The following is a 26,588-nucleotide window of genomic DNA, read 5'->3' on the forward strand; positions in this document are numbered from 1 at the left end:
GACAGGACCGATCGGTATGCGACACAGTTGACTCCGCGAGCGACGCTGGTCACAATCGGTGCCCAAGCTGGAGGGTAGGTATGCGCACTAAGACTGATCACCGCTTCATCATCGACATCGATCCCGATCAAGTGATGGAGGCGTTGCTCATGGTCGAGCAACTCCCCGACTGGTCACCCGCCCATCAGGACGTCCGCGTCGCCACCCGTGACACCTTGGGCCGTCCGAAGAAGGTGTACGTCTCCGCGAGTCTGATGGGACGGCCCGACCGGCAGGTCGTGGAATACACCTGCACCGAGAACCGGGTGGCCTGGAAGGTCTCCGAGAGCAGCGCGGGCGCCGGCGGCCAGGGCTGGTTCGACCTCGCCGAGACCGAGGACGGCTGCACCGAGGTCTGGTACCACACCGAGGTTTACCTGCCGATTCCCGCGCCGGGCATGCTGCTCAAGCGCAGTGCGCGGCGCGAGGGCGAAGTCACCATCGACAATTTTGTCGCCTTCGTCGAGACGGTCACCGGCATCGAGGGACTCTCCGAAGCCGATGAACCGCCGTACACCGAGCAGGCCGGCTACGAGCCCGCAACCTATACGCCGCCACTGCATTACGGCGGCAGCTTCGAACCGGGCTTCGGGACCGCCTGACACTGCGCATGACGCCGACCGCCCGTTTTGCGTGACGCCGACGGCCCGTTTTGCGTGACACCGGATGCTCGGTCTCTACAGGACACCGCGCCTCGTGTCACGTGACCCTGACGCCCACATCACCGCGGTTGTGATCATGCCGAGCGCGAACACGCGTCGCTGACACTGTCTTTCGAGCCCTGGACACTGCAATATGTCCGCCATGCCCGGTGCGCAACGATCCCGAATGACCCTGGTGTCCGAGGACGGCTCGGTCACCCAACTCGAACTGTTCTTCGACCTGGTGATCGTCTTCGCCTTCACCATGGTCACCGATCTCGCCGCCCATGAGACCACTGCGGTGAATCTGCTGCGGGCCCTGGTCATCCTCATGCTGCTGTGGTGGATGTGGATCGGCTACTCGTGGCTCGGCAATGTGGTCAAGGCCGATGAGGGCATTGCCCGGGTGGCCATGTTCGTGGCCATGGGCGCGTCGTTCCTCATCGCGCTCACCATTCCCGAGGCCTTCCATGATCTTCCGGGCGGCTGGTATGGGCCGCTGGTCTTCGTCATCGCCTATCTGGTGGCACGGCTGATCCACCTGTGGGTGTTCTGGCTGGCCAGTGCCGAGGACGAGCAACTGCGCGGACAGGTCGTGCGCTGGGCGAGTGGATCACTCACCATCGGCGGTGCGCTGCTGCTGCTCGGCGCGCACTACAACGGCGGCGCGCAGATCGGACTGTGGCTGGGCGCGCTCGCCTGGGACATGCTGTGGACGGCGTTCTCCGGCAATGAGTGGCGGCTCAACTCCGCCAAGCATTTCGCCGAGCGGTACGGGCTGATCGTCATCATCGCGCTGGGCGAATCCATCGTCTCCATCGGCGTGGGTGTGGCCGGACTGCCCATCTCCTGGGCGATCACGCTGGGATCGATGCTGGGGCTGGCCGTTTCGGGGCTGCTGTGGTGGGCGTACTTCGATGTGGCGTCGATCGTGGTGGAGCATGAGCTCGAGCACTCCACCGGGGAGCGGCGGGTGCAGATCGCGCGCGGTTGCTACACCTACTGGCACTTTCCGATGATCGCCGGGATCGTCGCCATGTCCTTGGGTTTGAAGAAGGTGCTCAGCTATGTGGGCGGGGCACAGGGGCATTCGCTGAACGACGCGCTGTACGGCATCCCGCTGTACGCCCTCTACGGCGGCGTGGTGGCCTATCTGGTGGCCCTGGTGGGTTTCCGGTACTCCGCGACACACAAAGTCCTCATACCGCGTCTGGTGGCGGCTGTGGCGCTGCTGGCGCTCATCTGGCCCGCGACCGCGCTGCCGGCGCTGGGATCGCTGGGGATGCTGTGCGCGGTTCTGCTCGCGCTCATCGTCTGGGAGGTGGTGGCGTACGCGCAGAAGCGCGAGCGCGTCCGGCACGGAGGCTGAGAATTATTGCGGGAGCCGGTTGTTCACCGACTCCGGCACCCGCACTCCGGCGTGCACCGCGGCGCGCATCTGAGTCACGTTCTCCCGCAGCGCATCCGCTACCAGCTCGTCGGTGCGGGGATCGGCGAGCACCTGCAGGATGATGCGGAAGCTGGCATCGGTGATGCCGTGAATGATCTCCTCGTGGAACGGGAAATACCGCACCCGGCCCAGCTGGGGATCCTGCTGGATGAGGTCCAGCATCATCTGGTTGATCTCACCCCGGTTCTCCTCCAGCGCATTCGCGATATTTTGGGTGTAATGGCCGGTGCGCAGGACATCGCCGACCTCGTCCAGGACGGCAATGGTGACAGGGCGCTTGACGATGTCGACGATGGTGCCGACGAAGCGGTTCACCACCGCCGCCGTGACCCGGTCACCGAAGGCGCGATCTGCCACCCGGGCCACCCGGACCGCGATCGCCACGACGCGCAGCAGACGGAAGCCGCGGAAGAACGGGCTGGTCACCGGGACCATGCCCAGTACCTCGTACCAGTAGATGAACGGGAACGTCCAACTCCAGCCCTCGTGCCGCCAGCGCCACAGGAACTCGATCGCGAAGGCCGCGCAGATGCTGTAGTCGATGTACCGGATCGTCCGGTAGGTGTCGTCCGCCACCGGGAAGAACGTCACCCAGGTGACCAGCGCGACCGACACCACGGCCAGGGCCAGCATGAAGAGATCCGTCCACAGGGCAGGCGGCTTGTGTGGGAATTCCCCCGCCTCCGGTTCACTGACCTCGATCACGCGGACCCCTTCCTCATCGAATGGCCTCCGCCAGCGTAATTGGCCCAGCTGAACCACCCGTGAGCTCCGAGCAATTCCGCGAGTTTCGGGCTGCGGTGATGTTCGGCAACACCGCAGCCCGTGGTCCAGCTATCGGCCCGCGCGGATGATCGCTTCGATATTGCGTTCTGCGAGTGCGGTAATCGTGAGCGCCGGGTTCACCGTGGCCGTACTGCCGGGGATGGCAGCGCCGTCCATGACGTACAGACCCGGATGGCCGATCACCCGCCCGTTCGCATCGGTCGCCTGCCCGAGCACTGCGCCGCCGAGCGGGTGGGCGGTGAAAGCCGCATTGGCGTCGTAGCCGATCGGGGCGTAGTCGACGATGGAACCGGCGCGCTCGGCGATCCGGCGATCGACCGCGCGGCAGGCGCCGACGACCTCGCCCTGTGCGCCCCGCGGCCAGGACAGACCGACCGCATTGCGGGCAGCGTCGTAGCCGAAGCGGGCGCGGGTCGGATCCAGCGCGATACCGAGCGAGGCGATCGCGCCGGTGTCCACCGGAATGCCCGGCACATACCAGTTTTCGAGGGTCAGGGGCATACCGGATTCGTCTGCGATGCGGCTGGCGCTGGGCACACCGCTGCCGACGCCCGCCAGCGAGCTCTCGGCGCGGGCGAGCACCACATCACCATTGGTGCCCCAGCCGTCGCCGATATGCTCGTTCAGCCGCGGCAGCGCGCCGGTGGCCTGGGCCCGCACCAGCAGTTCGGAGGTGCCGACCGAGCCCGCGCCCAGGAACAGGCGGTCACAGGTGAGGGTGCGGGTGGCGAGCACCTGACCGGCGGGCGCCAGCTTGGTCACCGATACCACGTACTTGCCATTGGCATCCTGGCCGATGGAGTCCACCCGGTGCCCCGGGAAGATCGCCGAGCGTCCGGTGCCTTCGGCGTAACGCAGATAGTTCTGGTTCAGATCGAACTTCGCGCCGTTGGAATTGCCGAGATTGCTGCGTGCGGCGGTCGCCGAGGGGCGCGAGTTGCCCGCCAGTTCGGCGCGCAGCATATCCCAGTTGAAGATCGAATCATTGGCCTGCGGTTCATAACCCGCGGCCCGGACCTGCTGGTCCCACACCCGGGAATGCGTGAACGGCACGGAGTTGTAGACGTCGGCCGGCATGGTGCTCAGTCGCAGCATGTCCCGCACGCGCGGGTAGTAGACGCGGTCGAGTTCGTCGTAGTCGACGATGCCGCCGAACACCGAGTCGAACAGATGCTTCGGGGGGGCCACCATCGCGCCGGTGAAGACGATCGACCCGCCGCCGACCGCCGCACCGCGCCACACATCGATGCCGGCGAATTCGGTGACATCCAGGACGCCGCCGAAATCGCTGAACGGCATGGGCACCTTGGTGACGCCGGTGAAACTCGTGCGATGCCAGAAGCCGCGCCCGTCCGGCAGATCGTCGCCGGTGAAGATCTCCCGCCAGGGATCATTCGGCCACCGCGAGCCGCGCTCCAGCACCGTGTTCTGCACCCCGGCCTCGGCAAGTCGCAACGCCGTCACGGCCGCCCCGAATCCGGACCCGATGACAATGGCCTCGGAGTGCTCCGGCGGATCGGGTAGCGGTGCGAAGATTTCCGGCACCCACGCCTGAAAGAGCGCGTTCCACAACGGATTTGCCGACGCGACACCGGCGCCGCGCACAGCGGCACCCGATCCCGCGCCCGCGAGCAAAGCCGCCAATCCGGCAGCTTTCAACACGGCGCGCCTGCGCAAGCGGCCACCTCCCTCATCAAGTAGGCCGCGCGCGACACTACCGCCCACCCGCCCCCGCAACAACACATTCGGCAACACCAGACCACCCGGTCATGCGTGTCTGCTATGCGTCACGCCCAAACCGTGCTAGGCAACCGCCACCAGGAACCACACAGCCCGAGCCTGAACGCCACAGCACGCACACAAGCTGCGCCGTTCAGACACGGGCTGTTCCGTCAAGATGAGCTGTTCCGTCGCGACATACAGCGCGCGTCCCCACAGCACAGCGCGCATACAAGCTGCGCCGTTGGGAGACAGGCTGTTCCGTCGAGATGAGCTGTTGCGTCGGGACCACACAGCGCGCGTCCCGACGGCACAGCGTGTATAGGTGCTGCGCCGTTCAGAGACAGGCTGTTCCGTCGAGATGAACTGTTGCGTCGCGACCACACAACGCGCGTCCCGACGGCACAGCGTGATAGGAGCTGCGCTGTTCGGAGACGGGCTGTTCGGTCGGGATGGACCGGCTGCGGGTCAGGCGCGGAGGCGCTCGCGGCGGAGTTGGTCTACTTCCGGGAGGGCAAGGGGGGGAAGGGAATCGACGCCGAGGGCGCGGGCCAGGAGGTAGTCGGCGAGTTCGGGGTTGCGGGCCAGGGCGGGGCCGTGCATGTAGGTGCCGAGGACGGAGCCTTGGACTACGCCCTCCATGCCATCGCCTACGCCGTTGCCGATGCCCTTGGTGACGCGCGCGAGGGCGGTGGCGTCGCCGCCGAGTTTGGTTCCGCCGCGGTGGTTTTCGAAGCCGCTGAGGGGCTGGGTGAGGCCGGGGAGCAGGGGCTGGGTGGCCACCTCGCCGATGGCGCGCTTGTCCTGGGGGGAGGTGGTGACGTCGAAGAGGCCGACGCCGTCCACGCGCTCACCCGAGGAGGTTTCGTACCAGTGGCCGAGCACCTGGATGGCGGCACAGATGGCGAGGATCGGCGCACCGCGCTGGGCGGCCTGCTGCATACCGGGGTACTTCTGCAGGTGCCGGGTGGCCAGGCGCTGCGCGGAATCCTCCGCACCGCCGAGGGTGTAGAGGTCGAGCGAGTCGGGAACCGGGTCGGCCAGGGTGATTTCGACGATTTCGGCGTCGTGGCCCCGCATGCGCAGGCGCTGGCGCAGCACCAGCGCATTGCCGCCGTCGCCGTAGGTACCCATGACATCGGGCAGCACCAGGCCGATGCGTACGGTCGATTCACTCATGCCCGAACCTCGCTAGCGCTCGGCTCGGTCATGCGCGATGCACGCTGTGTCATGATTCGTTCGCTTCGCTCACTCATGCCCGGGCCTTCGCCTTCACTTCGAGATCGCGGTTCAGGTCCCGGAATGCCGTGTAATTGGCGAGTACTTCCACCTGCCCCGGTGGACAGGATGCGATGGCGCGCAAGGGATCCGCGACCGTCGTGTGCTCCACCCCGGCGTACGTCAGGCGCACCGCCAGGTCGGTGGCGCGCTCGCCCGCCGCGACCACCTGGGTGCCCTCGAAGTGTTCGAAACGCACGTCCCACAGCCAGGACAGATCCTCGCCGTCGGGCACCTGGCCGTTCACGGCGATCACCAAACCCGTTGCGGCAGGGTCGATCATGGACAGCGCCTCCTGCCAGCCGGCCGGATTCTTGGCCAGCAGCAGGCGCGCGTTGCGGCCGTCGACTTCGACGGTGCGATAGCGGCCCGCGATCTCGTCGACGGTCCCCGTGGCCTGCGCGGCGGCCGCCGCATCGGCGCCCATCGCCACGGCTGCCGCCACCGCCTGGGCGGCGTTGCCACGATTGGCGCGGCCCGGAAGTGCAAGGGTGAGCGGCAATTCCAGCCCCTCGGGCCCGTACAGCGTGTGCTCGTCCACCCGCCACTGCGGCTCCGGGCGCTTGAAATCCGTTCCGGTGCTGTACCAGTGGTCGCCCTCCCACATGATGGGCTCACCACTGCGCGGGCAGCTGGTGGCATCCACCGACCAGCCGCTACCGGCCGACAACCACACCACATTGGGATGGTCGTAGGCGATCGAGGTCACCAGCACGTCATCACAGTTGGCGATGAGCACGGTGTCCGGATGCCGGGCCATACCGGCGCGCAGGCGGCGTTCGATCATATTGATCTCGCCGACCCGGTCCAGCTGGTCACGGGAAAGATTGAGCAGCACCACCACGGCCGGATCCAGCGCATCGGCCACATGCGGCAGATGCAGCTCGTCCACCTCGATCGCCGCCAGCGCCGCGGTGCGATTCGCGGTGAGCGCGGCCACGATTCCGGCATCCATATTCGCGCCGTCCGCCTGCGTCGCGACCGCACCGAGCGTCTGCAGCGCGGCGGTGGTCATGCGCGTGGTGGTGGACTTGCCATTGGTGCCGGTCACCAGCACCGTGCGGCGGCCACGGCCCAGCTGGGCCATGATCGTCGGGTCGATCTTCAGCGCGATCAGGCCGCCGATCATCGATCCCTTACCGCGCCCGGCCTGCTGCGAAGCCCATGAGGCCGCCGTTGCTGCCCGCAACGCCAGCTTGCCGCGTACCGAGATGTCTGCCACGCCGCGAGTTTATTGGTGCGACCCGGTTGCTGCGCAGGCGGTATCGCCGGATTCGGCGTGAGCTGCGCCGCACCACGGTTCCACCGCGTACCTCAGGCGTGTCGCCGATCAGGACTTGTAGAGCAGCTCCTCGTACGTGTGTGAGTAGTGCTTCTCCAATTGCTCCAGCGTCTCGGTGCTGTCCGGCTGCAATTCCTTCACCAGTCGCGCCTGGTTGGGCAGGGTGTCGACCGGCCACTGCTCCGGCTTCCACAGCCCGCTGCGCAGGAATGCCTTGGCGCAGTGCAGGAAGATCTGCTCGATCCGCACCTCGATGGCGAGGATGGGCCGATGCCCGCGCACCACCATGTCGTCGAAGTACGGTGCGTCGCGCACCAGGCGCGCGCGGCCGTTGACCCGCAGGGTCTCACCACGCCCCGGAATCAGGAAGATCACGCCCACATGCGGATTGACCAGAATATTGAGGTAGCCGTCCGCGCGGCGATTGCCCGGGCGCTCCGGAATGGCGATGGTCTTGTCGTCCAGTACGCGCACGAAACCGGCCGGATCACCCTTGGGCGAGGCGTCACAGTTGCCGTCCGCATCGCTGGTGGCCAGCACCACGAACGGGGAGTTGGCGATCCACTCCCGGTCCCGCGGGTGCAGTGCGACCCGCTCCTTGGCGATGGCGCGGGGCGTCGGCGCGCCCAGCAGTTCCCGCAGTTCGGCCGGATCGGTGATCTCGCTCATGACTCGATTGAACGCGTGCACCGCGGTCCGGGGCCAGTGGTTTGTGCGGAATGTCGCTAGAGCGGTGCGTCGAACAGGTTCGACTGTCCCGCCGCGTACCGCGCGATGTCCATCTGCCGGAACGGTTCCAGTTCCGCGGCCCGGTACAGGGTGAACAGCTTGCAGCGCGGCGCATCCGAACCGCTCACGTCCAGCAGTGCGTTCACCGCTGTCCGCGCCGCCTCCGAGGCGCCTTCCATGGTGGCCAGGTCCACATTGGTGCGCACGTAATCGCCTGCCAGGAACAGGTTTTCGAGATCCGCCGTATGCGATACCGGGCGCAGCGCCCAGGAGCCCGCGGTATTGATCAGCAGCGGATCGGCATTGGCATTGCGATGCTGCCCCGCATCCCAGGTAATACCGGTGTCCAGGAACCAGGAGTGCAGGTCCTCATCGCGCAGCAGCACGCGCTCGTCATTGAGGTGCGCCTTGAGCTGTGCCCATACCTCACGCGAAATCTCGTCGGGCGAGCACTCTTTGGCGGGTTTGCCGTACAGCATTCCCGGGGTGTTCCAGTCTGAGATGTCGACCGACAGGCAGTCCTGCACGGACCCGTCGCCGAAGCCGGGCAGCGGGGTGCGGTTCCAGAACTGGTTCTGCGCAATGGAAGTCAGCGACCACGGGGAATCCACATAGGCGACATGGCCGCGCGCGATATCGGTCTGGGTGCGCATGAAGAACTGGATGCCGGTCATCCAATCCACCATGAGCTGGCTCATGCCCGCCAAATCCGGTCGCAGCGCGAGGATTTCGGGCGTCCACAGGGTGCGGGCCACCTCGGTGGAGAGAGCGGTCACGAAGTAGTCGGCGTCGACCTGCTGCGCCGAGCCCGAGGCATCAACAATGCGGGCGGCGGAAATACGACCGTCCGCGACCTCGAGGCCGCGCACCTCGGCACTGACGAACTTCACGCCCAATTCGCGTAGCCGCGCCACCCACGGATTGATCCAGGCCTCATTGGTGGCGCCGTTCAGCAGCCGGTCCAGGGCGCCGTCATTGCCGACCTCGAGCGGATTGCCGAGGAACTGCTCGCCCATATTGCCGATGGTGAGGGTGCTGGCCAGATCGTCCTTGGCGGCCACCAGCAGCGTGGTCAGCGTGCGCGAGAGCAGCATGCGGAACTCGGTGGAACGCCTTCCCGCGCCTACATATTCGCGCCACGCCACTTTGTCCCACTGCCCGTAGCGGCGGGCATCGCAGCTGGTATTGAAGACCAGCAGGCGGTTGGCGAAGTACAGGGCATCGGTGTCGGTCATCTTGGTGCTGGTGCTGATGGCCGAACCGACGGTCTCCCGGAAATCGTCCGGTGTGGCCCACGGTTTCCCGGATCGGCCCATCGGGATGATGGTGTCCGGGGCGTTCTGCCGCGAGAAACGCGCCTCGGGAGCCGCGACCAGGTTGTCCCACACCCCGTTCGCATTGCCCGCGAACGGGATTCGCCGCATGGTGTCGGGAATGTGCTTGTAGAAGCCGGGAAAGAAGCGGAAGCCGTGCTCGCCCCACAGTTCCGGGCGGCCGCCGCTGCCGCTGCCGGGTACCGCGATGCTGCGCGCTTTCCCGCCCAGCGCGCGGCGCTCGTACACGGTCACATCGAAACCGCGCTCGGCCAGTTCGTGCGCGGCGGTCAGGCCGGCGACACCGCCGCCGAGCACCACCACTCGACGACCCGGATCGGCGACCGCGGCGGTGGGGCGCAGTGTTGCGGCCGCCCCGGCCATCGCACCGGCCGCGACCGCGCCACGCAGCACCGTCCGCCGTGTGACGGACATACGCTGTCCAGCCATTCCCTACCTCCCACGCCTGGGGGGAATCCTAGGCAGCAGGAACCGGCAGTGGGTCCGTAGGGTCGCTTTTTTCGTACCGCGAGTCTGCGGATTTTGCGAGGATGCCGGCCGTTCGCTAGGCCTCGACGAGCCGGGGGGCGGGTTCCGTCGGCACCGACCGGGGCTCAGAGCTGGGCGTCGAGACCGTTCGACGCCCTGCCGAGGTTGCTGTGAACGCGCCTGCGATGACTATCGCCGCGCCCACAAGCGACAGCCCTGACGGCGTCTCGTGCAGGAAAGCCCAGGAGGCGGCGATGCCCACCACCGGCACGCCCAGCGACAGCGGCGCCACCGTGCTCGCCGGGTAGCGGCTCATCAGATACGTCCACAATCCCGAGCCCGCGATCGTGCCGAGCAGCACGATGTAGGCCAGTGCGGCGAAGGCCGGCCAGCCGCTCATCGAGAAGGAGGCGGCCAGATCGTGCCATCCGGTGGTCGGGCCCTCGGTGAGCGTGGAGAGCGCGAACATCGGCAGCGGCGGTACCACCGCCATCCACAGCGTGAGATGCAGGGGGTTCACCGCCGGTCCCGCGGATTCGGCTGCGGCCAAGCGGGATCCGAGGTTGCCAAACGCCCAGCCCAGCCCGGCCGCCAGCGTCAGCAGCACCGGCAGCAGCGCGGCATGGTGCGACCGGTCCCAGCCGATCACGCCCATCCCCGCCAGGGCGACCGCGATACCCAGCAGCTGGATCCCGCGCAGCCGCTCCCGCAGGAACACCGCGCCCAGCAGCACCGTGAACGGCGCCGACGACTGCAACACCAGCGAAGACAGGCCGGTCGGCATGCCCTCCCGCATGGCCGTGAACAGCAAGGCGAACTGCAGAATCCCGAAGCCCACGCCGTACAGCAGCAGCCACCGCCACGGCACCTGCGGCCGCGGCACGAAAATCAGCACGGGCACCGCGATCACCGCGAACCGCAATCCCGCGAAGAAGAACGGCGGAAAGTGGTCGAGCCCCACCCGAATAGCCAGAAAGTTCAGTCCCCACAGCACCACAACGGCCAGCCCGAGCACCCGATCACGATTGGTCATACCCGAATACTGAGGCCACCAATAGGTAAGAACAATCGAATATATCCACACCAACAATGTAGTAAAACTTACCTATGCCCCACCCTGAAGACCCCACACCCCACCCACCCCGCACCGTCCCACCCCCACGCCGCATCCAACCACCAACCGCCGCCCTCCCACCCGACCCCGCCTCGGCAACCCCCGACCCCGCCCCGCGCACCCCCGCTCGGCCCCGCCGAATCACCTCAGCGGCCGCCGACCACAGCACTCGCGGCGCGACCGCCGACGCCGGCGTAGCGGACACCGCCCACAAGCCGTCCACTACCGCCACACGCAGGCAAAAGACATCGGGCGCGCGCACGAGCCTCGGGCGCGGCGAGGCAGCCTCCCTCGGCAACGACGAGCATGCGGCCGAAACGTCCCGCGCTGAGACCAATAGCGAGTCTTCCGATACCGGCACGCTGCCAGGTGGCCCGACTTCGGGTGCCGGGAACGCCAGCGCTTCCCACCCGCCCGACGCAGGCAGAGGATCCCGCACGGGACCGGACGGCACAGTGCGCGTGGATGATTCGGAGCTCGGCCAGGGCCGCGGCGGAGCAGGGATGGCGGTGGAGCGGTTGCGGGTTTTGCGGGAGTTGGCGGATCGGGGGACGGTGGCCGCGGTGGCGGCGGCGTTGTCGATGACGCCGTCGGCGGTTTCGCAGCAGTTGAAGGTGCTGGCGCGGGAGGCAGGGGTGGCCCTGCTGGAGCCGGATGGGCGGCGGGTGCGGTTGACCGATGCGGGGCGAGCGCTGGTGGTGCGGGCCGATGAGGTGCTGGCGGCCATGGACAAGGCGGCGGCGGAGATGGCGTCCTATCGCGGATCGCCACGGGGGGAGGTGCGGGTGGCGCTGTTCCCGTCGGGGGCCGCGCTGTTGCTGCCGCGGGTGCTGGCCGAATTGGCCGACAGCGGAGTAGAGATGGTGGCCCGGGACGAGGACGTGCCGTCGATCGAAGTGCCACGATTGCTGGCCGATTACGACGTGGTGCTCACCCATCGCGATGAGCGTGCGGCATCGATCAGCGGGCCGCGGGTGGCGTCGCGGGTACTCATGCGGGAGCCGATCGACGTGGTGGTCGGGCCGAACCATCGACTGGCCAAACACGGCGCGGTGGTGCCCGCCGAACTCGCCGACGAGACCTGGCTGAGCGTGCGCGGCGGATTCCCGGTCGACGACGTGCTGCGCTCCATCGCCACCGTCACCGGCGTGCAACCCCGAATTGCCCAGCGGCTCAACGACTTCACCGTCATCGAAGCCCTGGTCGCCTCGGGCTACGGCATCGCCCTCATGCCGCGCCACGCCGTACGTCACCCGGACGTGGTCATGCTCCGCCTGGCCGGCGTCCGCGCCGCCCGCCTCTACGACCTGGCCACCCGCCCGCACGCCGAGAAGCGTCCCGCCGTCGCAACGGTTCTGGCGGCCTTCCACACCGCCGCCCGCCGTGCGACCGAGCCTGGCGAATCACGGAAATAACTGCGCCCCTGGGTTATTCACCGCACCCGGCGGCGGTCCCTCACCCGTTGCGCACTTGAATGTATACCGCGGAGGATGATTCAACGGTTCGGTTGGACAACACCACCGGCGGCCGCTGTGCCGCCGATGCCGCCCGGCCGCCGAACCCACCGCCGACACGACGACGAGTGGGGCAGGTCTTGACTTGGAGTGCACTCCAGGTCCTAGCGTTGAGCTCATGAGCATTCGTCTCGGATACCAGATGCCCAACTTCAGCTACGGGGTAGCGCCGCGCGAGCTGTTCCCGGCGGTTGTCGCGCAGGCGCGCGAGGCGGAGGCCGCGGGATTCGACGCCGCCTTCGTAATGGACCACTTCTATCAGTTGCCGCTGATCGGCGCGCCCAGCGAACCCATGCTGGAGGCGTATACCGCGCTGTCCGGCCTGGCCGCCTCCACCGAGCGAATCCAGTTGTCCGCCTTGGTGACCGGCAATACCTACCGCAATCCGGCGCTCACCGCCAAGACCGTCACCACCCTGGATGTGGTGAGCCAGGGGCGGGCCGTGCTCGGTATCGGCGCGGGCTGGTTCGAGCTGGAGCACCAGGCCTACGGCTTCGAATTCGGCACCTTCACCGAGCGCTTCGAACGCCTCGAGGAAGCCCTCCAGATCATTACGCCCATGCTGCGCGGCCGGCAGTCCACCTTCGACGGCAAGTGGTACCAGACCAAGGACGCCATGAACGAGCCGCGCGTCCGGGACGATCTGCCGATCATGCTCGGCGGCGGCGGCGAGAAGAAGACCTTCGCCCTGGCCGCCCGCTTCGCCGACCACCTCAACATCATCTGCAATGCCTCCGAGCTCCCCCGCAAACTCGAGGCCCTGCACGCCCGCCTCGACGAGGCCGGCCGCGATCCGAAGACTCTGGAAACCAGCTTCCTGGCCTTCGTCATCGTCGATGAGGATGGCGACCGCGCCCGCAAGGTCCAGGCCGATCTGCTTGCCCGCCAAGGCATTGCCGACCTGTCCTCCATGCCCGCCGAGGCCCTGCGCCAGTCCCCCGCCGACCGCCAATTCGTCGGCACCCCCGACGAGGTCGCCGAACAATTCCAATCCCGAGTCCTCGACCACGGCATCGACGGCCTCATCGTCAACCTCGTCACCGGCGGTCACGAGCCCGGCACCGTAGAACTCGCCGGCCGCGCCCTCTCCCCCCTCGTCCACGCCTGACCACCCCGGCACCACTTGACCGAACAGCCCGTGTCCCCCCGAACAGTCCTTGCAAAGGCTGTCCGGTCAGGACACGGGTTGTTCGGTGCGCGCAATCGGTTGCCACCTCGATCACCCGCCGCACCAGCCCGATCCCGCTGCCCGCGCACGAAATCGCATGGTGCGCACGGAATCGACGGCGATTTCGTGCGCACGACGCCGACCAGTGCGCGGCGCACTGACTCGGCGGCCGGTGCGGGTGTGGATCCCGGCCGAAAATATGCCGGGATGACGAGGGGACATGCGCCTGCGTTGCATTGCGGGTGGTGGACGGGAAACGCCCCGCAGCTTGTTGCTGCGGGGCGTTGGTTTGTGTTGCGGTTCGGGTCAGCGCTGCTGGTACGGGGGCTGGCCCTGTCTGGTGGCGTGGTAGCCGAAGTCGTCGGCGACCATGGCGGCCAGTTCGAGGAGGGCTTGGCGGGTGGGTTTGCCTACCAGTTCGAGGTCGATCTCCGCGCCTTCGGCGAGGTGATCGTCGAAGGGGACCACCTGGACTGCGCGGGTGCGGTCCAGGAAGAGCTTGCGGAGCTGGTCCAGGTCCACGGTCGAGGAACCCTTGCGAGAAGCGTTGACCACCACCACGGTTCGCTCCACCAGCTTGTGGTAGCCGTGGTGATCGAGCCAGTCCAGCGTCGCCGAGGCGCTGCGCGCACCGTCGATGGCCGGTGAGGTCACCAGCACCAGTGAGCTCGCCATATCCAGCACGCCCGACATGGCCGAATGCATGAGTCCGGTACCGCAGTCGGTGAGGATGATGTTGTAGAACTGCTGCAGGATGCCGATGGCCTTGCGGTAATCGGCCTCGCTGAACGCCTCCGACACCGCCGGATCCTGCTCGCTGGCAAGCACTTCGAGACGGCTGGGCGCCTGCGAGGTGTGGGCGCGCACATCGGAGTAGCGGGAGATGTGGCTGTCCTCCAGCAGGTTCCGCACCGTGGAGCGGGTCTGCCGCGGCACCCGGTGGGCCAGGGTGCCCAGGTCGGGGTTGGCGTCGATGGCAATGACCCGGTCACCGCGCTCGGAAGCGAAGGTAGAGCCGAGACCGACTGTGGTGGTGGTCTTTCCGACACCACCCTTGAGCGACAGGATCGCAATGCGGTAGTCACCGCGCACCGGCTGATTGACCCGATCCACCAGCTGCGCGTGCACCACATCCGCGGGCGACTCGCCCGGGTTGATCACACCGCCGGAGGCCTTGTGCACGGCCCGCCGCCACCCGCTGCGCGGTGCACGACGTGCCCGCTTCAACAGGTTCAGATCATTGACCGAATGCCCCGGAGGCGGCGGCGGCTGAAAACCGCCCTGCTGCATCGGAAAACCCTGCGGCGGCTGACCGTTCCAGCCCTGCGGCGGATAACCACCCGGCTGCATCGGCGGCTGTCCGCCCTGCTGCATCGGCGGCTGCGGCTGCGCGGGCGGCGGGGACCAGCTGTAGATCGGCCCACCCGGCTGATCATTGCCCGGCGCGAACTGCCCCGGCTGCCCCGGTCCACCGAACTGTCCGGGCACTCCGTCCGGCCCCGGCGCACCGGGCTGCTCCGGCGGCGCGGGCTGATCGGGAAACACTCGGCGAACCATGCCGTCGCTGCCGATTTCCTGCCGGATCTCGCCGTACGGGGTGTTGTCACGGACTTCGCCGTACGTCCCCTCGGGCGGCGGAAACGCACCCGGCGCACCGGGATTCGGCGGCGGCGCGAACTGCCCCGCATCGGGCATCTGATGATTGCCGGAGTGCTGGAAACCCGGCTGGAACTGCCCGCCTGGACCGTTCGGCCCGGGCCCGGCGAACGGACCCTGCCCCTCGAACGGTCCGTTCGGACCGCCCGCGAACGGACCCGGAGCGCCGTACGGCCCCGCCGGCGGGAACCCGCCGGGCGCGAAGGGATTCGGCCCGTCACCGTGTGGCCCGGGCGCGAACGGGTTCGGCTGCTGCCCACCCGGCTGCCCCTGGCCGTACGGCGGCGCGAACTGCCCCACACTCTCGGCCGGGAAGACGGTGGTCTGCTCGATCGAGTCGGGAACCGGCGGGAAGAACCCCGACCCCGGCTGCTCCCCCTCGACCGGAGACTCCGGCCCGGCCTTACCCGACTCCGGCACAACCCCGGCGGATGCGGCGTCGTCCTTGACGTCGTCGCCATCCACCGTCGTGCCCGGGGCGGGCTTCGACTTCGAATTCTGATCGTTCGTGGTCACGTGTCCCCCATCTGCTCGACAGCTCGAACAGAGAGCTCGGCGCTAATGCGTCCCAACGCTAGCATTGCCGACCGGGCCATACCCGGCCCTGGTAAACCTTCGCACCCCCCTGCAACTGCACCGCAACCGAGAGTTCACCGAAGTGGTTATGCGAATCGGCTATGAAAAGCTTTGGGGCGCAGGCGTGGTCGCCCTCCCCGGACCAATCGGTCCGAAACCGATCGAGCCCGCCCCGATAGTCCGGAGCGGGCTCTATACGACGGTACTCAGCTCTCGCGGGCCGCGCGGTTGACTGCGGAAACTACCGCACGCAGGGACGCGGTGGTGATGGAGGTGGCGATACCCACGCCCCAGGTCACCTTGTCGCCGATGGCGCATTCGACGTAGGCCGCGGCCTGGGCGTCGTCACCGGAGGACATGGCGTGCTCGCTGTAGTCCAGCACGCGGACGTCGTAGGCGATGGTGGCCAGCGCGTCCACGAAGGAGGCGAGCGGGCCGTTGCCCTCACCGGAGATGGCCTGTTCGACGCCGTCCACCTTGACCACGGCCTCGATGTGATCGACGCCGCCATCCAGTTCGGAGGCGGTGACCTTCTGGCGGATGCGCTCCAGCGGCAGGATCGGGGTCAGGTACTCCTCGGAGAAGACATCCCACATCTCCTTCGGGGTGACCTCGCCGCCCTCACCGTCGGTGATCTTCTGCACGGCCTGCGAGAACTCGATCTGCAGGCGGCGCGGCAGCACCAGCCCGTGATCGGTCTTCATGATGTAGGCGACGCCGCCCTTGCCGGACTGCGAATTCACCCGGATGACGGCCTCGTACGTGCGGCCGACATCCTTCGGGTCGATGGGCAGGTACGGGACCGCCCAGGTCATATCGGCCACATCGGAATCCGCGGCGTCCGCGGCGTACTTCATGGCGTCCAGGCCCTTGTTGATGGCGTCCTGATGCGATCCGGAGAACGCGGTGTAGACCAGGTCGCCGCCGTACGGGTGGCGCTCGGCCACCGGCAGCTGGTTGCAGTATTCGACCGTGCGGCGGATCTCGTCGATATTGCTGAAGTCGATCTGCGGATCGACACCGCGCGAGAACAGATTCATCCCCAGCGTCACCAGGCAGACATTGCCGGTGCGCTCACCATTGCCGAACAGGCAGCCCTCGATGCGATCCGCACCGGCCTGGTAGCCCAGCTCGGCGGCGGCCACGGCGGTACCGCGGTCATTGTGCGGATGCAGCGACAGCACGATGGAATCGCGGCGAGCCAGATTGCGGCTCATCCACTCGATGGAATCGGCGTAGACGTTCGGGGTCGCCATCTCCACGGTCGCCGGCAGGTTGATGATCAGCGGCTTCTGGGGAGTCGGCGCAATGATCGCGGAGACCGAATCACACACATCCAGTGCGTAATCCAGCTCGGTGCCGGTGTAGGACTCCGGGCTGTACTCGTAGCGCCAGTTGGTGTCCGGGTACTTCTTCTCGATCTCCAGGCACAGCGTGGCGGCATCGGTGGCGATCTTCTTCACGGCCGCGCGGTCCGCGCGGAAGACCACGCGGCGCTGCAGGATCGAGGTCGAGTTGTAGAAGTGCACGATCGCCTGCGGCGCACCGGCGCACGCCTCGAAGGTGCGCTCGATCAGCTCGGCCCGGGACTGCGTCAGCACCTGAATGGTGACATCGTCCGGAATCGCGCCGTCCTCGATGATCTCGCGGACGAAGTCGAAGTCGGTCTGGCTGGCCGCCGGGAAGCCGACCTCGATCTCCTTGTAGCCCATGCGGACCAGCAGATCGAACATGCGGCGCTTGCGCGCCGGGCTCATCGGATCGATCAGCGCCTGATTTCCGTCGCGCAGATCCACGGCACACCAGGACGGCGCGCGGTCGATGATCTTGTTCGGCCAGCTGCGGTCGGGCAGCGTAATCGGCTCGACCTCCTCGGCGAACGGCCGGTACCGGAACGTCGGCATGGAGGAGTTCTTCTGCGTGTTCCAGGCAGGCTGGTCGGCAGGAGCGGGCTTGCTCGGCACATTGATCGTGCGAGAGCCGGATACGAAAGCATCAGCGGGTGACATGGCGATTATCTCCGAGAGTGTGGCTGGATCCCAGGGGTGGGGTAGACCGGCACGACTAGCACCCGCGACGGGCGCCGGTCCGTATCAGACCCCGTCGCGGCGGCCGAGGAGAAGGCTGGCCCGCTGCATGATGATCACGAGTTTACAGGGCGGCAACGAGTGCCCGGAAGCCCGGCTAGCTATCTGCCGGCCGCGCACAGAGTTCATGGATGAATCTCATCTTGTCGAGCACCGGTCCGGCCAGTACGAACGGGTACAGATCGGGGTGACCCATGGAACGGTTGACCATGTTCAGCGCCCAGGTCAGCGGTAGCCACAATTCGATGATGCGGTCGAAACCGGCCTGGCCGATCTGCGGGCGGTCCAAGGTCGCGGCGGCCGGAGCGAATCCGAAAGCCGCTGCGGTGTCCAAGGTGTCACGGATGTGCAGGTAGTGGGCGAAGGTTTCGGCCCAGTCCTCGGCGGGGTGCATGGTCGCGTACGAGGAGACGTGGTCCGATTCCCAGCCGGGCGGCGGGCCCACGGAGTAGTGCCGGTCCAGGGCCTCCTGATAGTCGGCGAAAGGGTCGCCGAACAGGGCACGGGCGCGGTCCAGATCCGCGTCGGAGACCAGGACCGGGAAGTAGTAGTGGCCGATCTCGTGGCGGAAGTGACCGAGCAGGGTGCGGTACGGCTCGTCCATCTCGATGCGGAGTTGCTCGCGGTGCACGTCATCACTCTCTGCCAGATCGAGGGTGATGACGCCGTTGTCGTGGCCGGTCATGATCGGCTCCTCACCACTGGCCAGCAGGTCGAAGGCGAGGCCGAACTCCGGATCGGCGACCCGATCCACTATCGGCAGGCCGAGTTCGGTGAGCTCCAGGACCAGGCGGCGTTTGGCGGTTTCGGCCTCCCCGAAGGCGACAAGCCATTTGTCATCCTGGTCGGCGGGGCGGGTGCGGGTGAGGCGGCAGGATTCGCACAGCACCTGGCCGGGGCCGTTCGGGACCAGCCAATTGCATTGCGCCACATGCTGGTTATCGCACAGGCGGAAGGCCGCGATATCCACGATGCCACCGCTCGCGGGCGCGGATTCGCTCGCCAGCACCAGTAGTGCCCGCTCGGTCAGGCTGAACCCGAGCGAACTGCCGCAGCTCAGGCAGAGGGAGTTTTCGAAAGCCAAGCGCTGGCCGCAACGGGGACAGTTGAAATCACGCATAACTCACACCTCGACTGGAGCGACGTCGACGGACACGGTGATGGTGCTTTCCTTCGCGTCGGTGTAGATGATGCCGCGCACCGGCGGCACGTCCGCGTAGTCGCGACCCCAGGCCAGGGTCACGTAGCGCTCGTCGGCGAATTTATTGTTGGTGGGGTCGAAGTCGATCCAGTGGCCGTCGCCGGCGGTATCGTCCGGCAGCCAGACCGCCGCCCAGGCGTGCGTGGCGTCCGCGCCGATCAGGCGGGGCTTGCCGGGTGGCGGATTGGTGGCGAGGTAGCCGGAGACGTAGCGGGCGGCCAGACCCTGGGAGCGCAGGCAGGCAATGCCGAGGCGGGCGAAATCCTGGCAGACGCCTTTGCGCGCGATAAAGACATCGGCGACGCGGGTGCTCACGGTGGTGGAACCGGATTTGTAGGTGAAGTCGGTGTAGATCCGGGCCGTCAGCTCGGTGACCGCGTCGAGTAGCGGGCGGCCCGGCGGGAAGGATTCGGCGGCATAGGCGGCGATCTCCGGGTTGATTTCCGGCGGATTCAGATCGAGCGTGAATTCCACTGCGAGCGGGCCGTTTTCGATGCCCGGGCGGGCATGCTCCCACGGTTTGGAATCCGGCGGCGGGAGCCGGCTGGTCACCTCCACCATCGATTCGCCGGTCACCTCCAGGCGGCGATGCTCGGCGGTGACATGAAAATACAGGGTGGTATTGCCGTACACATCCGCGCCGACCGAACGGTCCGAGGGCACCGGATCGATCCGAACGTCGTGCGACAGTGAGCGCTGACCAGGGAATTCGCGGGGCGTCAGATAGGCGCGACCGTAGGAACTGGAAACCCCGTCCGAGTACACGTAGATCGTGCGATGCACTACCCGATAGCGGCGCACCCTCACCCCACCACCCGGGTGGTGCCCCACAGCGGCTGTGTTTCACGTGGCACCGAAAGTCTTGTGGTCTCGAAGGATTCGGAGATCTTGCGCAGTCGCAGGTGGACGCCGTCGAGCAGTTCGGCGAGTTCGGCGTAGCAGCCGGTGGCGTCGATGATCTCCAGATCGGCCGGGTCGACGCGGCGCAGCATGCGCTGAGCATCGGTCAACAGCCGTTGCGGGCGTGAGGATCCGGAGGCCGCGGGCAGTGCCAGGAAATCGGCTTCGAGGCGCTCGAGCTGATAGGCCAGCGAGCGTGGATTGCTCGAATCGAACAGCAGTAACCCCGCAACAGCCGACAATCGCATCGAATCCCGGTGGCGGCGGCGATAACTCACCGCCGACACCGTCGCCTGCAGCACCGCGTCGACCACCACCCGGCCGACCGGCTCCGGATAGGTATCGGTGAGCGCCGCCGCCAGCAGCGAGGACAGGGCGAGCCCCCGCTCGATCCGCCGCCCGATATCCATCACGTGCCAGCCGGAATCGCGCACAGTCGATTCCGCATCGATCCCCGACAGTGACAGCAGCGCCGCCAAAGCCCGCGAATGCACCGCCGACAGCGCCGCACCCCGATCCCCCCGCGCGCTGCGGTATTCCGACAGCGACCGATCCACCGAGCCCAGCACCATCCAGGTATCCGGCGACAGCTGGTCCCGCACCGCCCGCGCCGCCTGCCCGTAGCGCTCCACCGCATAGGCCAGCGACCCCGACAACTCCCGATCCACCGTCAGCGACACCAAATACGCATGATCCCGCCGCGAAGCCCCGGGCAACGCAATCGGCACGGTCGGCTGATCGGAGTACTCCCGCCGACTCGGCTGCAGCCCACCCGACAATGCCCCGGCACCCTGGGATTGCCCACCCGCGCCTTGCGACTGTCTTCCCGCACTTTGCGATTGCCCACCAGCGCCTTGCTGCTGCCCGCCCACACCTTGCGACTGCCCGCCCGAGCCCTGTGACTGCCCGCCCACGCCTTGCGACTGCCCGCCCGAGCCTTGCGACTGCCCGCCCACACCTTGCGACTGCCTACCCGAGCCCTGTGACTGCCCGCCCACACCTTGCGACTGCCCGCCCGAGCCCTGTGACTGCCCGCCCACACCTTGCGAGTGCCCGGTTGCGCTTTGCTGTTGCGACGAAGCTGTTTGCTCCGCAATCGGTTCCGGTTTGTCTGGTAGTGATTCCTGTTGGGCGGCAGAGGTTCTGGGGAGGGGTGGGGTGGTGCCGGTCATGTGGCCCAGGGCGGCTACCAGGATGGGCATGGCTTCGGCGCCTTCCATCCAGGGACGGTAGCGGTAGTCCTGGTAGCGGTCGTGGGTGGCGCCGAGCAGGCGGACGGTGGACTCGGCGCGTTCGCTGTAGCGGCCCATCCAGAAGAGGTCGTTGAGGACGCGGGGGGAGCTGATGACATCCAGAGCCGGGGCGGCGGGGGCGCGGCGTTCGCGCTCCTCGGCGACCTCGACGGCGGGGACTTCGGCAGGGAGCGCACGGACCCAGATGTCCTTGGCGGCGGCTTCGCCGATCATGCCGTCGGGACCGGTGCGCTGATGCAATTGGCCGAGTCCGCCTGCCATGACGCGATATCCGACGCGGCCGGCCAGGGAGAAGAGGCGGACGGCGACGGGAGCCGCGGCGAGATCGCCGGAACCGGTGACGGCGGGGGCCACCGAGAACCGGGCGGGCTCGCGACCCACCCATTTCCAGCCTTCGACGGTTATGCGGGCTCCCCACTCGGCGCGCTGCGCCGCCGTGAGCAGGTGGCCGAACACCGTGGTGCCGTCGATGGTGGAGCGCAGGATCAGGCGCGGCAGCTGGGCGATGAGCTGCGATCGCGCGCAATCATCTCCACCCCAGTAGGTTTCGACACTGGGAAGTTTCAGCTCCTCGTCCAGCAGCGCACGCGAAAGTTGCGGCAGGAACGCGGCGAGAGCGGGACTCTCCAGCAGTCCGCTGCCGAGCGTATTCACCACCGTGACCGCGCCGCGGCGCAGCACCTCGACCAGACCCACCACACCGAGACGCGAATCCGGGCGCAAATCCAGCGGATCGGAGAATTCGGCGTCCACCCGGCGCAGCACCACATCGACCTGTTTGAGCGTGCCGAGCGAACGCATCCACAGATGGCCGTCGCGCACCACCAGATCGGCGTTCTCGACCAGCGGGAAACCCAGCACCGACGCGAGATATGCCTGATCGAAGGCGGTTTCGGACTGCGGCCCGGGGCTCAGCACGACCACCACGGGTTCCTCGTCGGCGGCGTGCGGCGCGGCTTCCACGAGCATGAGCCGCATGGCGCGCACGAACGGCGTGATCGGCAGCGGGCTGGCCAGTTCGAAGGCCTCCGGGATGGCCGAGGACACCACGCGCCGATCCGCGATCGCATAGCCCGCACCGGACGGCGCCTGCGCCCAATCGGACAGCACCCGGAACTGCCCGTCGCTCCAGCGGCTGATATCGCAGGCGTGCAGGAACAGCTGATGCTGTCCGGGCAGCGAAATCCCGTGCGCGGCACGCATATACCCGGTGTACCCGAACACCACCTGCGGCGGGAGCAGTCCCGCGGTGAGCGTGCGGCGCGGCCCGTACACATCCGCCAGCACCGCATCCAGCAGTCGCGAGCGCTGCACCACGCCCGCCTCCAGCGTGGCCCAGTCCTCGGCGGACAGCAGCAGCGGAATCGGGTCGAGCCGCCACAGGCGCGGCGAGGCGGGCTCGTTCGCGGTGGCGCCGAGCTCGGTATAGGTGATGCCGTCGTCCTCGATGAGCCGCCGCACCCGTGCATCCAGTGCGTGCAGCCCGTCGCGGCCCTGTTCCAGGAAGTCGGTGGAGAGTTCGGACCAGATGGGGCGCAGCCGCCCGCCACCGTTCACGAGTTCGTCGTAGTAGCCGTCGGTGGGCAGCCCGCAGGCATCGAAAGCACCGGTATCAGCCGCTGCCGCACGGTATTTCGCGTACTCGTCGGCCGTTCCCGCGCCGGCCGGGGAGCCCCAGCCGTGGGGTCCGCCGGTCGTGGCGTCATCGGGTGGCGTTGTGTCGAACACTGTCACCGCTACCACTTCCCAGGGTGTGCCTACCGGTCGCCGGTCATGCCCCACACCGTGCGCGCCCGGCGTAGATCGAGGATCCCAGGCGCACCGACATCGGTGGCCTGTATGGCCGATTTGGCACGCAGATCCGCAATATCGACCGGCCCGGGAGTGTGACCGTTCGGTTCGAAACGACGATTGCGCCGAGATTGCGCCACCACCGCATTCACCGGCGGCGACGGATAGAACATGCCGCCGGGATGCGACACGTAGTAGGTGCAACCGCCCAGGGACACACCCGCCTCCAGATCGATCACATCGAAGACCAGCGGCGCATCCACCGTGATCGACGGATGCAGGGAGTTCGGCGGCTGCCACGCCCGGAAGCGCACGCCCGCCACCTGCACATCCGCCTTGTCGGTGGCCAGCAGCGGCACCGGAAAACCATTGCAGGTGATCAGGTATCGGCCCCGGTCGCCGCCGACGACCCGCAGCTGCAAACGCTCCACCGAAGAATCCACATAGCGAGCGGTGCCGGAGAGGGTGGTCTGCTCCCCCAGCGTGTTCCACGGTTCGATGGCGCCGCGCAATTCGAGCTCCATGCCACCGTGTACCACCGTGCCGATGCGCGGGAAACGGAATTCCGTGAACGGTTCCAGCCAGCTGATATCGAAATCGATACCGTGTGCGCGCAGATCGGCCGCGACCTCGGACATATCGGCGATCAGGAAGTGCGGCAGCAGATATCGCCCGTGCAGATTCGACCCGTGCCGCAGCAGCGGCGCGGTGTACGGCCGCTCCCAGAATCGCAGCACCAGCGCCCGTACCAGCAGCGACTGCACCATGGCCATGCGGAAGTGCGGCGGCATCTCGAAACCGCGCAGTTCCACCAGCCCGAGCCGGCCGCGCGCGGAGTCCGGGCTGTACAGCTTGTCGATACAGAATTCGGCGCGATGCGTATTGCCGGTGAGATCGGTCAGCAGATGCCGCAGTGCGCGATCCACCATCCATGGGGCAGCGGTACTTTCACCGGTGCCGCCGCTCGAGCCGCGTCCCGCACCATGCGTAGTCGAACCGGGTCCGTCCGAGGCATTGCGCCCCGCCAGCCGGGCGATCTCCGCGAACGCTATTTCGAGGTCGTACAGGGAGTCCGGACGCGATTCGTCCGCCCGCGGAGCCTGCGAGGTGGGACCGATGAAGCGGCCGGAGAACAGATAGGACAGCGCCGGGTGCCGCTGCCAGTAGGTGAGCATGGAGACCAGCAGGTCCGGGCGGCGAAGTAGCGGTGACTGCGCCGGGGTGCGACCGCCCAGCGTGATGTGATTGCCGCCGCCGGTGCCACTGTGAGTGCCGTCGATATCGAAGGTCTCGGTGCTGAGACGGGCCAATCTCGCCTGATCATAAAGGGTTTCGAGGAGCCGTGACTGCTCGGCGAAGCTGCCGGTCGGCTGGATGTTCACCTCGATCACACCCGGATCCGGCGTGATGGACAGGCTGTGCAGCCGGGTATCGACCGGCGGCGCATAGCCTTCCAGCACGATCGGCTGTCCCACCGCGACCACTGCCGCCTCCACCCGGGCCACCAGATCGAAGAAGGCTTCCAATTCCTCGACAGGCGGCAGGAATACGCAGAGCCGACCATCCCGTACCTCGACGACCAGCGCGGTGATCGGTACGCGATCGGCGGGTTCGATCATGGCGGCCGGCTCGTACGCGGCGATCGGCTGCGCACGCGGCACCACCGGGTCCACCTCGAACGGGATCGGCGGCTCATGCCAGGAGACGGCGTTCAGCGGCAGGCGCAGACCGGCCGGAGAATCGCCCTCCGTCAGCATGATTCGGCCACGCCGCAGCCGCCAGTCCGCACTCGCCCAACCGGATTCGTCCGCACGCCGGTAGAGCGGCAGCACATAGGCGACAGGTTCGGTGACAGCGGAATCCAGCCGGGCCAGCAACTCCTTTCGCGCCTGCACCGAATCCTGCTGCGGCGCGAGATCCTCCTCGGATTCGACCGGCTCGCCCTCCGGCGCACGTGCTTTCGCCGCCATGCGCAGTAGTGGATCTTCGTAGGCCGGGCGAATCTGCGTGTGCGGCAGCCCGAGCCCGTCCGCCACCTCGGCCAGCAGGGTGTGCGCCGCGGCCGCATCGGCCTGCCACGGCAGTCCGGACACCGCGGCGTCCTCGCCGACCGCCGCGCTCGCGCGCTGCTGCTGACTCATGGTGGCGGTGGGACGCGCTGCACTCGAAGAGCTTTCGCGACGCTCACCGGCCGCGGGCCGGCCGCCGCGCTGTTCGTCGCCGACGTCCTTCCGCTGTTCATCGGCACCGTGGGTGCGCTGCTCGTCAGCGACCGGGCCGGGCGCGCGGGCACTCGACGAACCGGCGCTCGGCAGCCACGGATCGGCGAGGAGTTCGGGGTTCAGCCACAGCGCCTCGCCGTCGGCACGCCAGAGCGTGGCGATCTCCCAGCGCGGCAGGGGTTCTCCCGGATACCACTTGCCCTGCCGATACTGCACGAGGCCACGGGGTGCGTAGATGCGGCGCAGACGCTGTGCGAGATCGGCGGCCCGCTGCCGCTTGTGCGGTCCGTCCGCCTCGATGGTCCATTCCGGACCGGTCTGATCGTCGATGGAGACGAAGGTGGGTTCACCACCGATGGTCAGTCCGATCCCGGCCGCCCTGGTGCGCGAATCGATTGCCGCACCGGCGGTGGTGATGCGATTCCACTGGGTATCGCTGTAAGGCAGCGTAACTCGCGGATCCTCGTGGATCCGGCGCACGGTATTGGAGAAATCGAGCGTGGCATCGACCGGATCGGTGGTGCCGGTGATCGGCGCGGAGGAAACGGGATGCGGGGTCGCGGCGAGCGGGATATGACCTTCCCCCGCAAAGAGACCGGAGGTGGGATCCAATCCGATCCAGCCCGCGCCGGGCAGATACACCTCGGTCCAGGCGTGCAGATCGGTGAAATCGGCGGGCGGTCCCGAAGGCCCGTCCAGGGACGGAACATCCTGTGCCAGTTGAATGAGATAACCGGATACGAAGCGCGCGGCCAGCCCGAATTCACGCAGAATGGAGACGAGCAGCCACGCCGAATCCCGGCACGAGCCGAGCGCGGCGCGCAACGTGTGATCGGGCGTCTGCACGCCCGGTTCCAGCCGGATGGTGTAGTCGACGTCCTGGCGCAGCGCCAGATTCAGGGCGATCAGGAATTCGATGGTGCGGGGCCGATCGCGCGGCGTATTCCGGCGCACCCAGTCGCGCACCGATTCGCCCGGCCCGGAACCGGATTGGTGCTCGTCCACCGGCCGCAGGTACGGCTCCAGGTCGGCGGCCAGCTCCGGCGCGTAGGTGAACGGGAAATGCTCGGCGTACTCCTCGATGAAGAAGTCGAACGGATTGATCGCGTCCATATCGGCGACCAGGCCGATCACCACCGAGAGCTCGGTCGCGGGTTCGTGGAAGACCAGGCGCGCAAGGAAATTCCCGAAGGCGTCCTGCTGCCAGTTGACCCAGTGATCGGCAGGCTCGACCCGCATGGAGTACGCCTCGATGGCCGTGCGCGTATGCGGCGCAGGCCGCAAGCGGACCACGTGCGGATGAATCTGCACGGGCCGGTCGAAGGTGTACGTCGTGCGATGTTCGAGGGAAACCCGAATCCCCATAATCAAGTTCACCAC

At 67.5% G+C, this 26,588-nt stretch carries 17 protein-coding genes; 4 read left to right on the forward strand and 13 right to left on the reverse strand.

What is annotated here, in order from left to right:
• Nucleotides 1-80 precede the first annotated feature (80 nt).
• Together JWN03_RS18600 and JWN03_RS18605 are read left to right on the forward strand one after the other, a co-directional pair.
• Nucleotides 81-641 carry an SRPBCC family protein gene (locus tag JWN03_RS18600; protein WP_297616262.1) on the forward strand — a complete coding sequence of 187 codons (561 nt, stop codon included), beginning with the start codon at nucleotides 81-83 and terminating at the stop codon, nucleotides 639-641.
• Between the two features lie 202 nt (nucleotides 642-843).
• A complete protein-coding gene (locus JWN03_RS18605; RefSeq protein ID WP_297616327.1) occupies nucleotides 844-2,049 on the forward strand; it encodes a low temperature requirement protein A in 1,206 nt (401 codons plus the stop codon).
• A 3-nt stretch (nucleotides 2,050-2,052) separates the two neighbouring features.
• Here JWN03_RS18605 and JWN03_RS18610 read toward each other — a convergent pair whose 3' ends face one another.
• The 7 genes from JWN03_RS18610 to JWN03_RS18640 form a co-directional block, all read right to left on the reverse strand.
• Nucleotides 2,053-2,835 (reverse strand): ion transporter, encoded by a 783-nt coding sequence (locus JWN03_RS18610; protein WP_297616264.1) that lies wholly within the window; start codon nucleotides 2,833-2,835, stop codon nucleotides 2,053-2,055.
• Nucleotides 2,836-2,964: 129 nt separating this feature from the next.
• Complete coding sequence (locus tag JWN03_RS18615; RefSeq protein ID WP_297616267.1) at nucleotides 2,965-4,593, reverse strand: GMC oxidoreductase; 1,629 nt, start codon at nucleotides 4,591-4,593, stop codon at nucleotides 2,965-2,967.
• 510 nt (nucleotides 4,594-5,103) lie between these two features.
• Nucleotides 5,104-5,814: a type 1 glutamine amidotransferase gene (locus JWN03_RS18620; RefSeq protein ID WP_297616270.1), complete on the reverse strand. Its 711-nt coding sequence runs from the start codon at nucleotides 5,812-5,814 to the stop codon at nucleotides 5,104-5,106.
• A gap of 73 nt (nucleotides 5,815-5,887) precedes the next feature.
• A complete protein-coding gene (locus tag JWN03_RS18625) occupies nucleotides 5,888-7,135 on the reverse strand; it encodes a Mur ligase family protein (RefSeq protein WP_297616273.1) in 1,248 nt (415 codons plus the stop codon).
• Between the two features lie 108 nt (nucleotides 7,136-7,243).
• On the reverse strand, nucleotides 7,244-7,864 hold the full coding sequence (locus JWN03_RS18630) for a pyridoxamine 5'-phosphate oxidase family protein (protein WP_297616276.1): 621 nt from the start codon (nucleotides 7,862-7,864) through the stop codon (nucleotides 7,244-7,246).
• A 56-nt stretch (nucleotides 7,865-7,920) separates the two neighbouring features.
• Nucleotides 7,921-9,672, reverse strand: coding sequence for a hydroxysqualene dehydroxylase (locus JWN03_RS18635; protein ID WP_297616279.1), 1,752 nt, complete (start codon nucleotides 9,670-9,672; stop codon nucleotides 7,921-7,923).
• A gap of 130 nt (nucleotides 9,673-9,802) precedes the next feature.
• On the reverse strand, nucleotides 9,803-10,759 hold the full coding sequence (locus JWN03_RS18640; protein ID WP_297616281.1) for an EamA family transporter: 957 nt from the start codon (nucleotides 10,757-10,759) through the stop codon (nucleotides 9,803-9,805).
• Nucleotides 10,760-11,343: 584 nt separating this feature from the next.
• On the opposite strand from JWN03_RS18640, the gene JWN03_RS18645 reads away from it, so the two are divergent.
• Together JWN03_RS18645 and JWN03_RS18650 are read left to right on the forward strand one after the other, a co-directional pair.
• A complete protein-coding gene (locus JWN03_RS18645) occupies nucleotides 11,344-12,255 on the forward strand; it encodes a LysR family transcriptional regulator (RefSeq protein WP_297616330.1) in 912 nt (303 codons plus the stop codon).
• A gap of 217 nt (nucleotides 12,256-12,472) precedes the next feature.
• A complete protein-coding gene (locus JWN03_RS18650) occupies nucleotides 12,473-13,462 on the forward strand; it encodes an LLM class F420-dependent oxidoreductase (RefSeq protein ID WP_297616284.1) in 990 nt (329 codons plus the stop codon).
• A gap of 366 nt (nucleotides 13,463-13,828) precedes the next feature.
• Here the strand turns inward: JWN03_RS18650 and JWN03_RS18655 are convergent, their stop codons facing one another.
• From JWN03_RS18655 to JWN03_RS18680, 6 genes are all read right to left on the reverse strand, one after another.
• Entirely contained in the window at nucleotides 13,829-15,694 is a 1,866-nt protein-coding gene (locus tag JWN03_RS18655; protein ID WP_297616286.1) for a MinD/ParA family ATP-binding protein, read from the reverse strand.
• 266 nt (nucleotides 15,695-15,960) lie between these two features.
• A complete protein-coding gene (gene leuA / locus JWN03_RS18660; protein WP_297616288.1) occupies nucleotides 15,961-17,763 on the reverse strand; it encodes a 2-isopropylmalate synthase in 1,803 nt (600 codons plus the stop codon).
• A gap of 175 nt (nucleotides 17,764-17,938) precedes the next feature.
• Nucleotides 17,939-18,961 (reverse strand): zinc-binding metallopeptidase family protein, encoded by a 1,023-nt coding sequence (locus JWN03_RS18665; protein ID WP_297616290.1) that lies wholly within the window; start codon nucleotides 18,959-18,961, stop codon nucleotides 17,939-17,941.
• Nucleotides 18,962-18,964: 3 nt separating this feature from the next.
• Nucleotides 18,965-19,825 carry a transglutaminase family protein gene (locus JWN03_RS18670; protein ID WP_297616292.1) on the reverse strand — a complete coding sequence of 287 codons (861 nt, stop codon included), beginning with the start codon at nucleotides 19,823-19,825 and terminating at the stop codon, nucleotides 18,965-18,967.
• Between the two features lie 20 nt (nucleotides 19,826-19,845).
• A complete protein-coding gene (locus tag JWN03_RS18675; RefSeq protein ID WP_297616294.1) occupies nucleotides 19,846-22,929 on the reverse strand; it encodes a circularly permuted type 2 ATP-grasp protein in 3,084 nt (1,027 codons plus the stop codon).
• Nucleotides 22,930-22,952: 23 nt separating this feature from the next.
• On the reverse strand, nucleotides 22,953-26,573 hold the full coding sequence (locus JWN03_RS18680; protein WP_297616332.1) for a transglutaminase family protein: 3,621 nt from the start codon (nucleotides 26,571-26,573) through the stop codon (nucleotides 22,953-22,955).
• Nucleotides 26,574-26,588: the final 15 nt, after the last annotated feature.

Origin of the sequence: Nocardia sp., assembly GCF_025465275.1 — a bacterium.
Classification (GTDB): Bacteria; Actinomycetota; Actinomycetes; order Mycobacteriales; family Mycobacteriaceae; genus Nocardia.

Coding starts and splice junctions, on each gene's coding strand:
- JWN03_RS18640 (WP_297616281.1), bottom strand. CDS start 10,759: ATGACCAATCGTGATCGGGTGCTCGGGCTGGCCGTTGTGGTGCTGTGG.
- JWN03_RS18600 (WP_297616262.1), top strand. CDS start 81: ATGCGCACTAAGACTGATCACCGCTTCATCATCGACATCGATCCCGAT.
- JWN03_RS18650 (WP_297616284.1), top strand. CDS start 12,473: ATGAGCATTCGTCTCGGATACCAGATGCCCAACTTCAGCTACGGGGTA.
- JWN03_RS18635 (WP_297616279.1), bottom strand. CDS start 9,672: ATGTCCGTCACACGGCGGACGGTGCTGCGTGGCGCGGTCGCGGCCGGT.
- JWN03_RS18645 (WP_297616330.1), top strand. CDS start 11,344: ATGGCGGTGGAGCGGTTGCGGGTTTTGCGGGAGTTGGCGGATCGGGGG.
- JWN03_RS18620 (WP_297616270.1), bottom strand. CDS start 5,814: ATGAGTGAATCGACCGTACGCATCGGCCTGGTGCTGCCCGATGTCATG.
- JWN03_RS18665 (WP_297616290.1), bottom strand. CDS start 18,961: ATGCGTGATTTCAACTGTCCCCGTTGCGGCCAGCGCTTGGCTTTCGAA.
- leuA (WP_297616288.1), bottom strand. CDS start 17,763: ATGTCACCCGCTGATGCTTTCGTATCCGGCTCTCGCACGATCAATGTG.
- JWN03_RS18630 (WP_297616276.1), bottom strand. CDS start 7,864: ATGAGCGAGATCACCGATCCGGCCGAACTGCGGGAACTGCTGGGCGCG.
- JWN03_RS18605 (WP_297616327.1), top strand. CDS start 844: ATGCCCGGTGCGCAACGATCCCGAATGACCCTGGTGTCCGAGGACGGC.
- JWN03_RS18680 (WP_297616332.1), bottom strand. CDS start 26,573: ATGGGGATTCGGGTTTCCCTCGAACATCGCACGACGTACACCTTCGAC.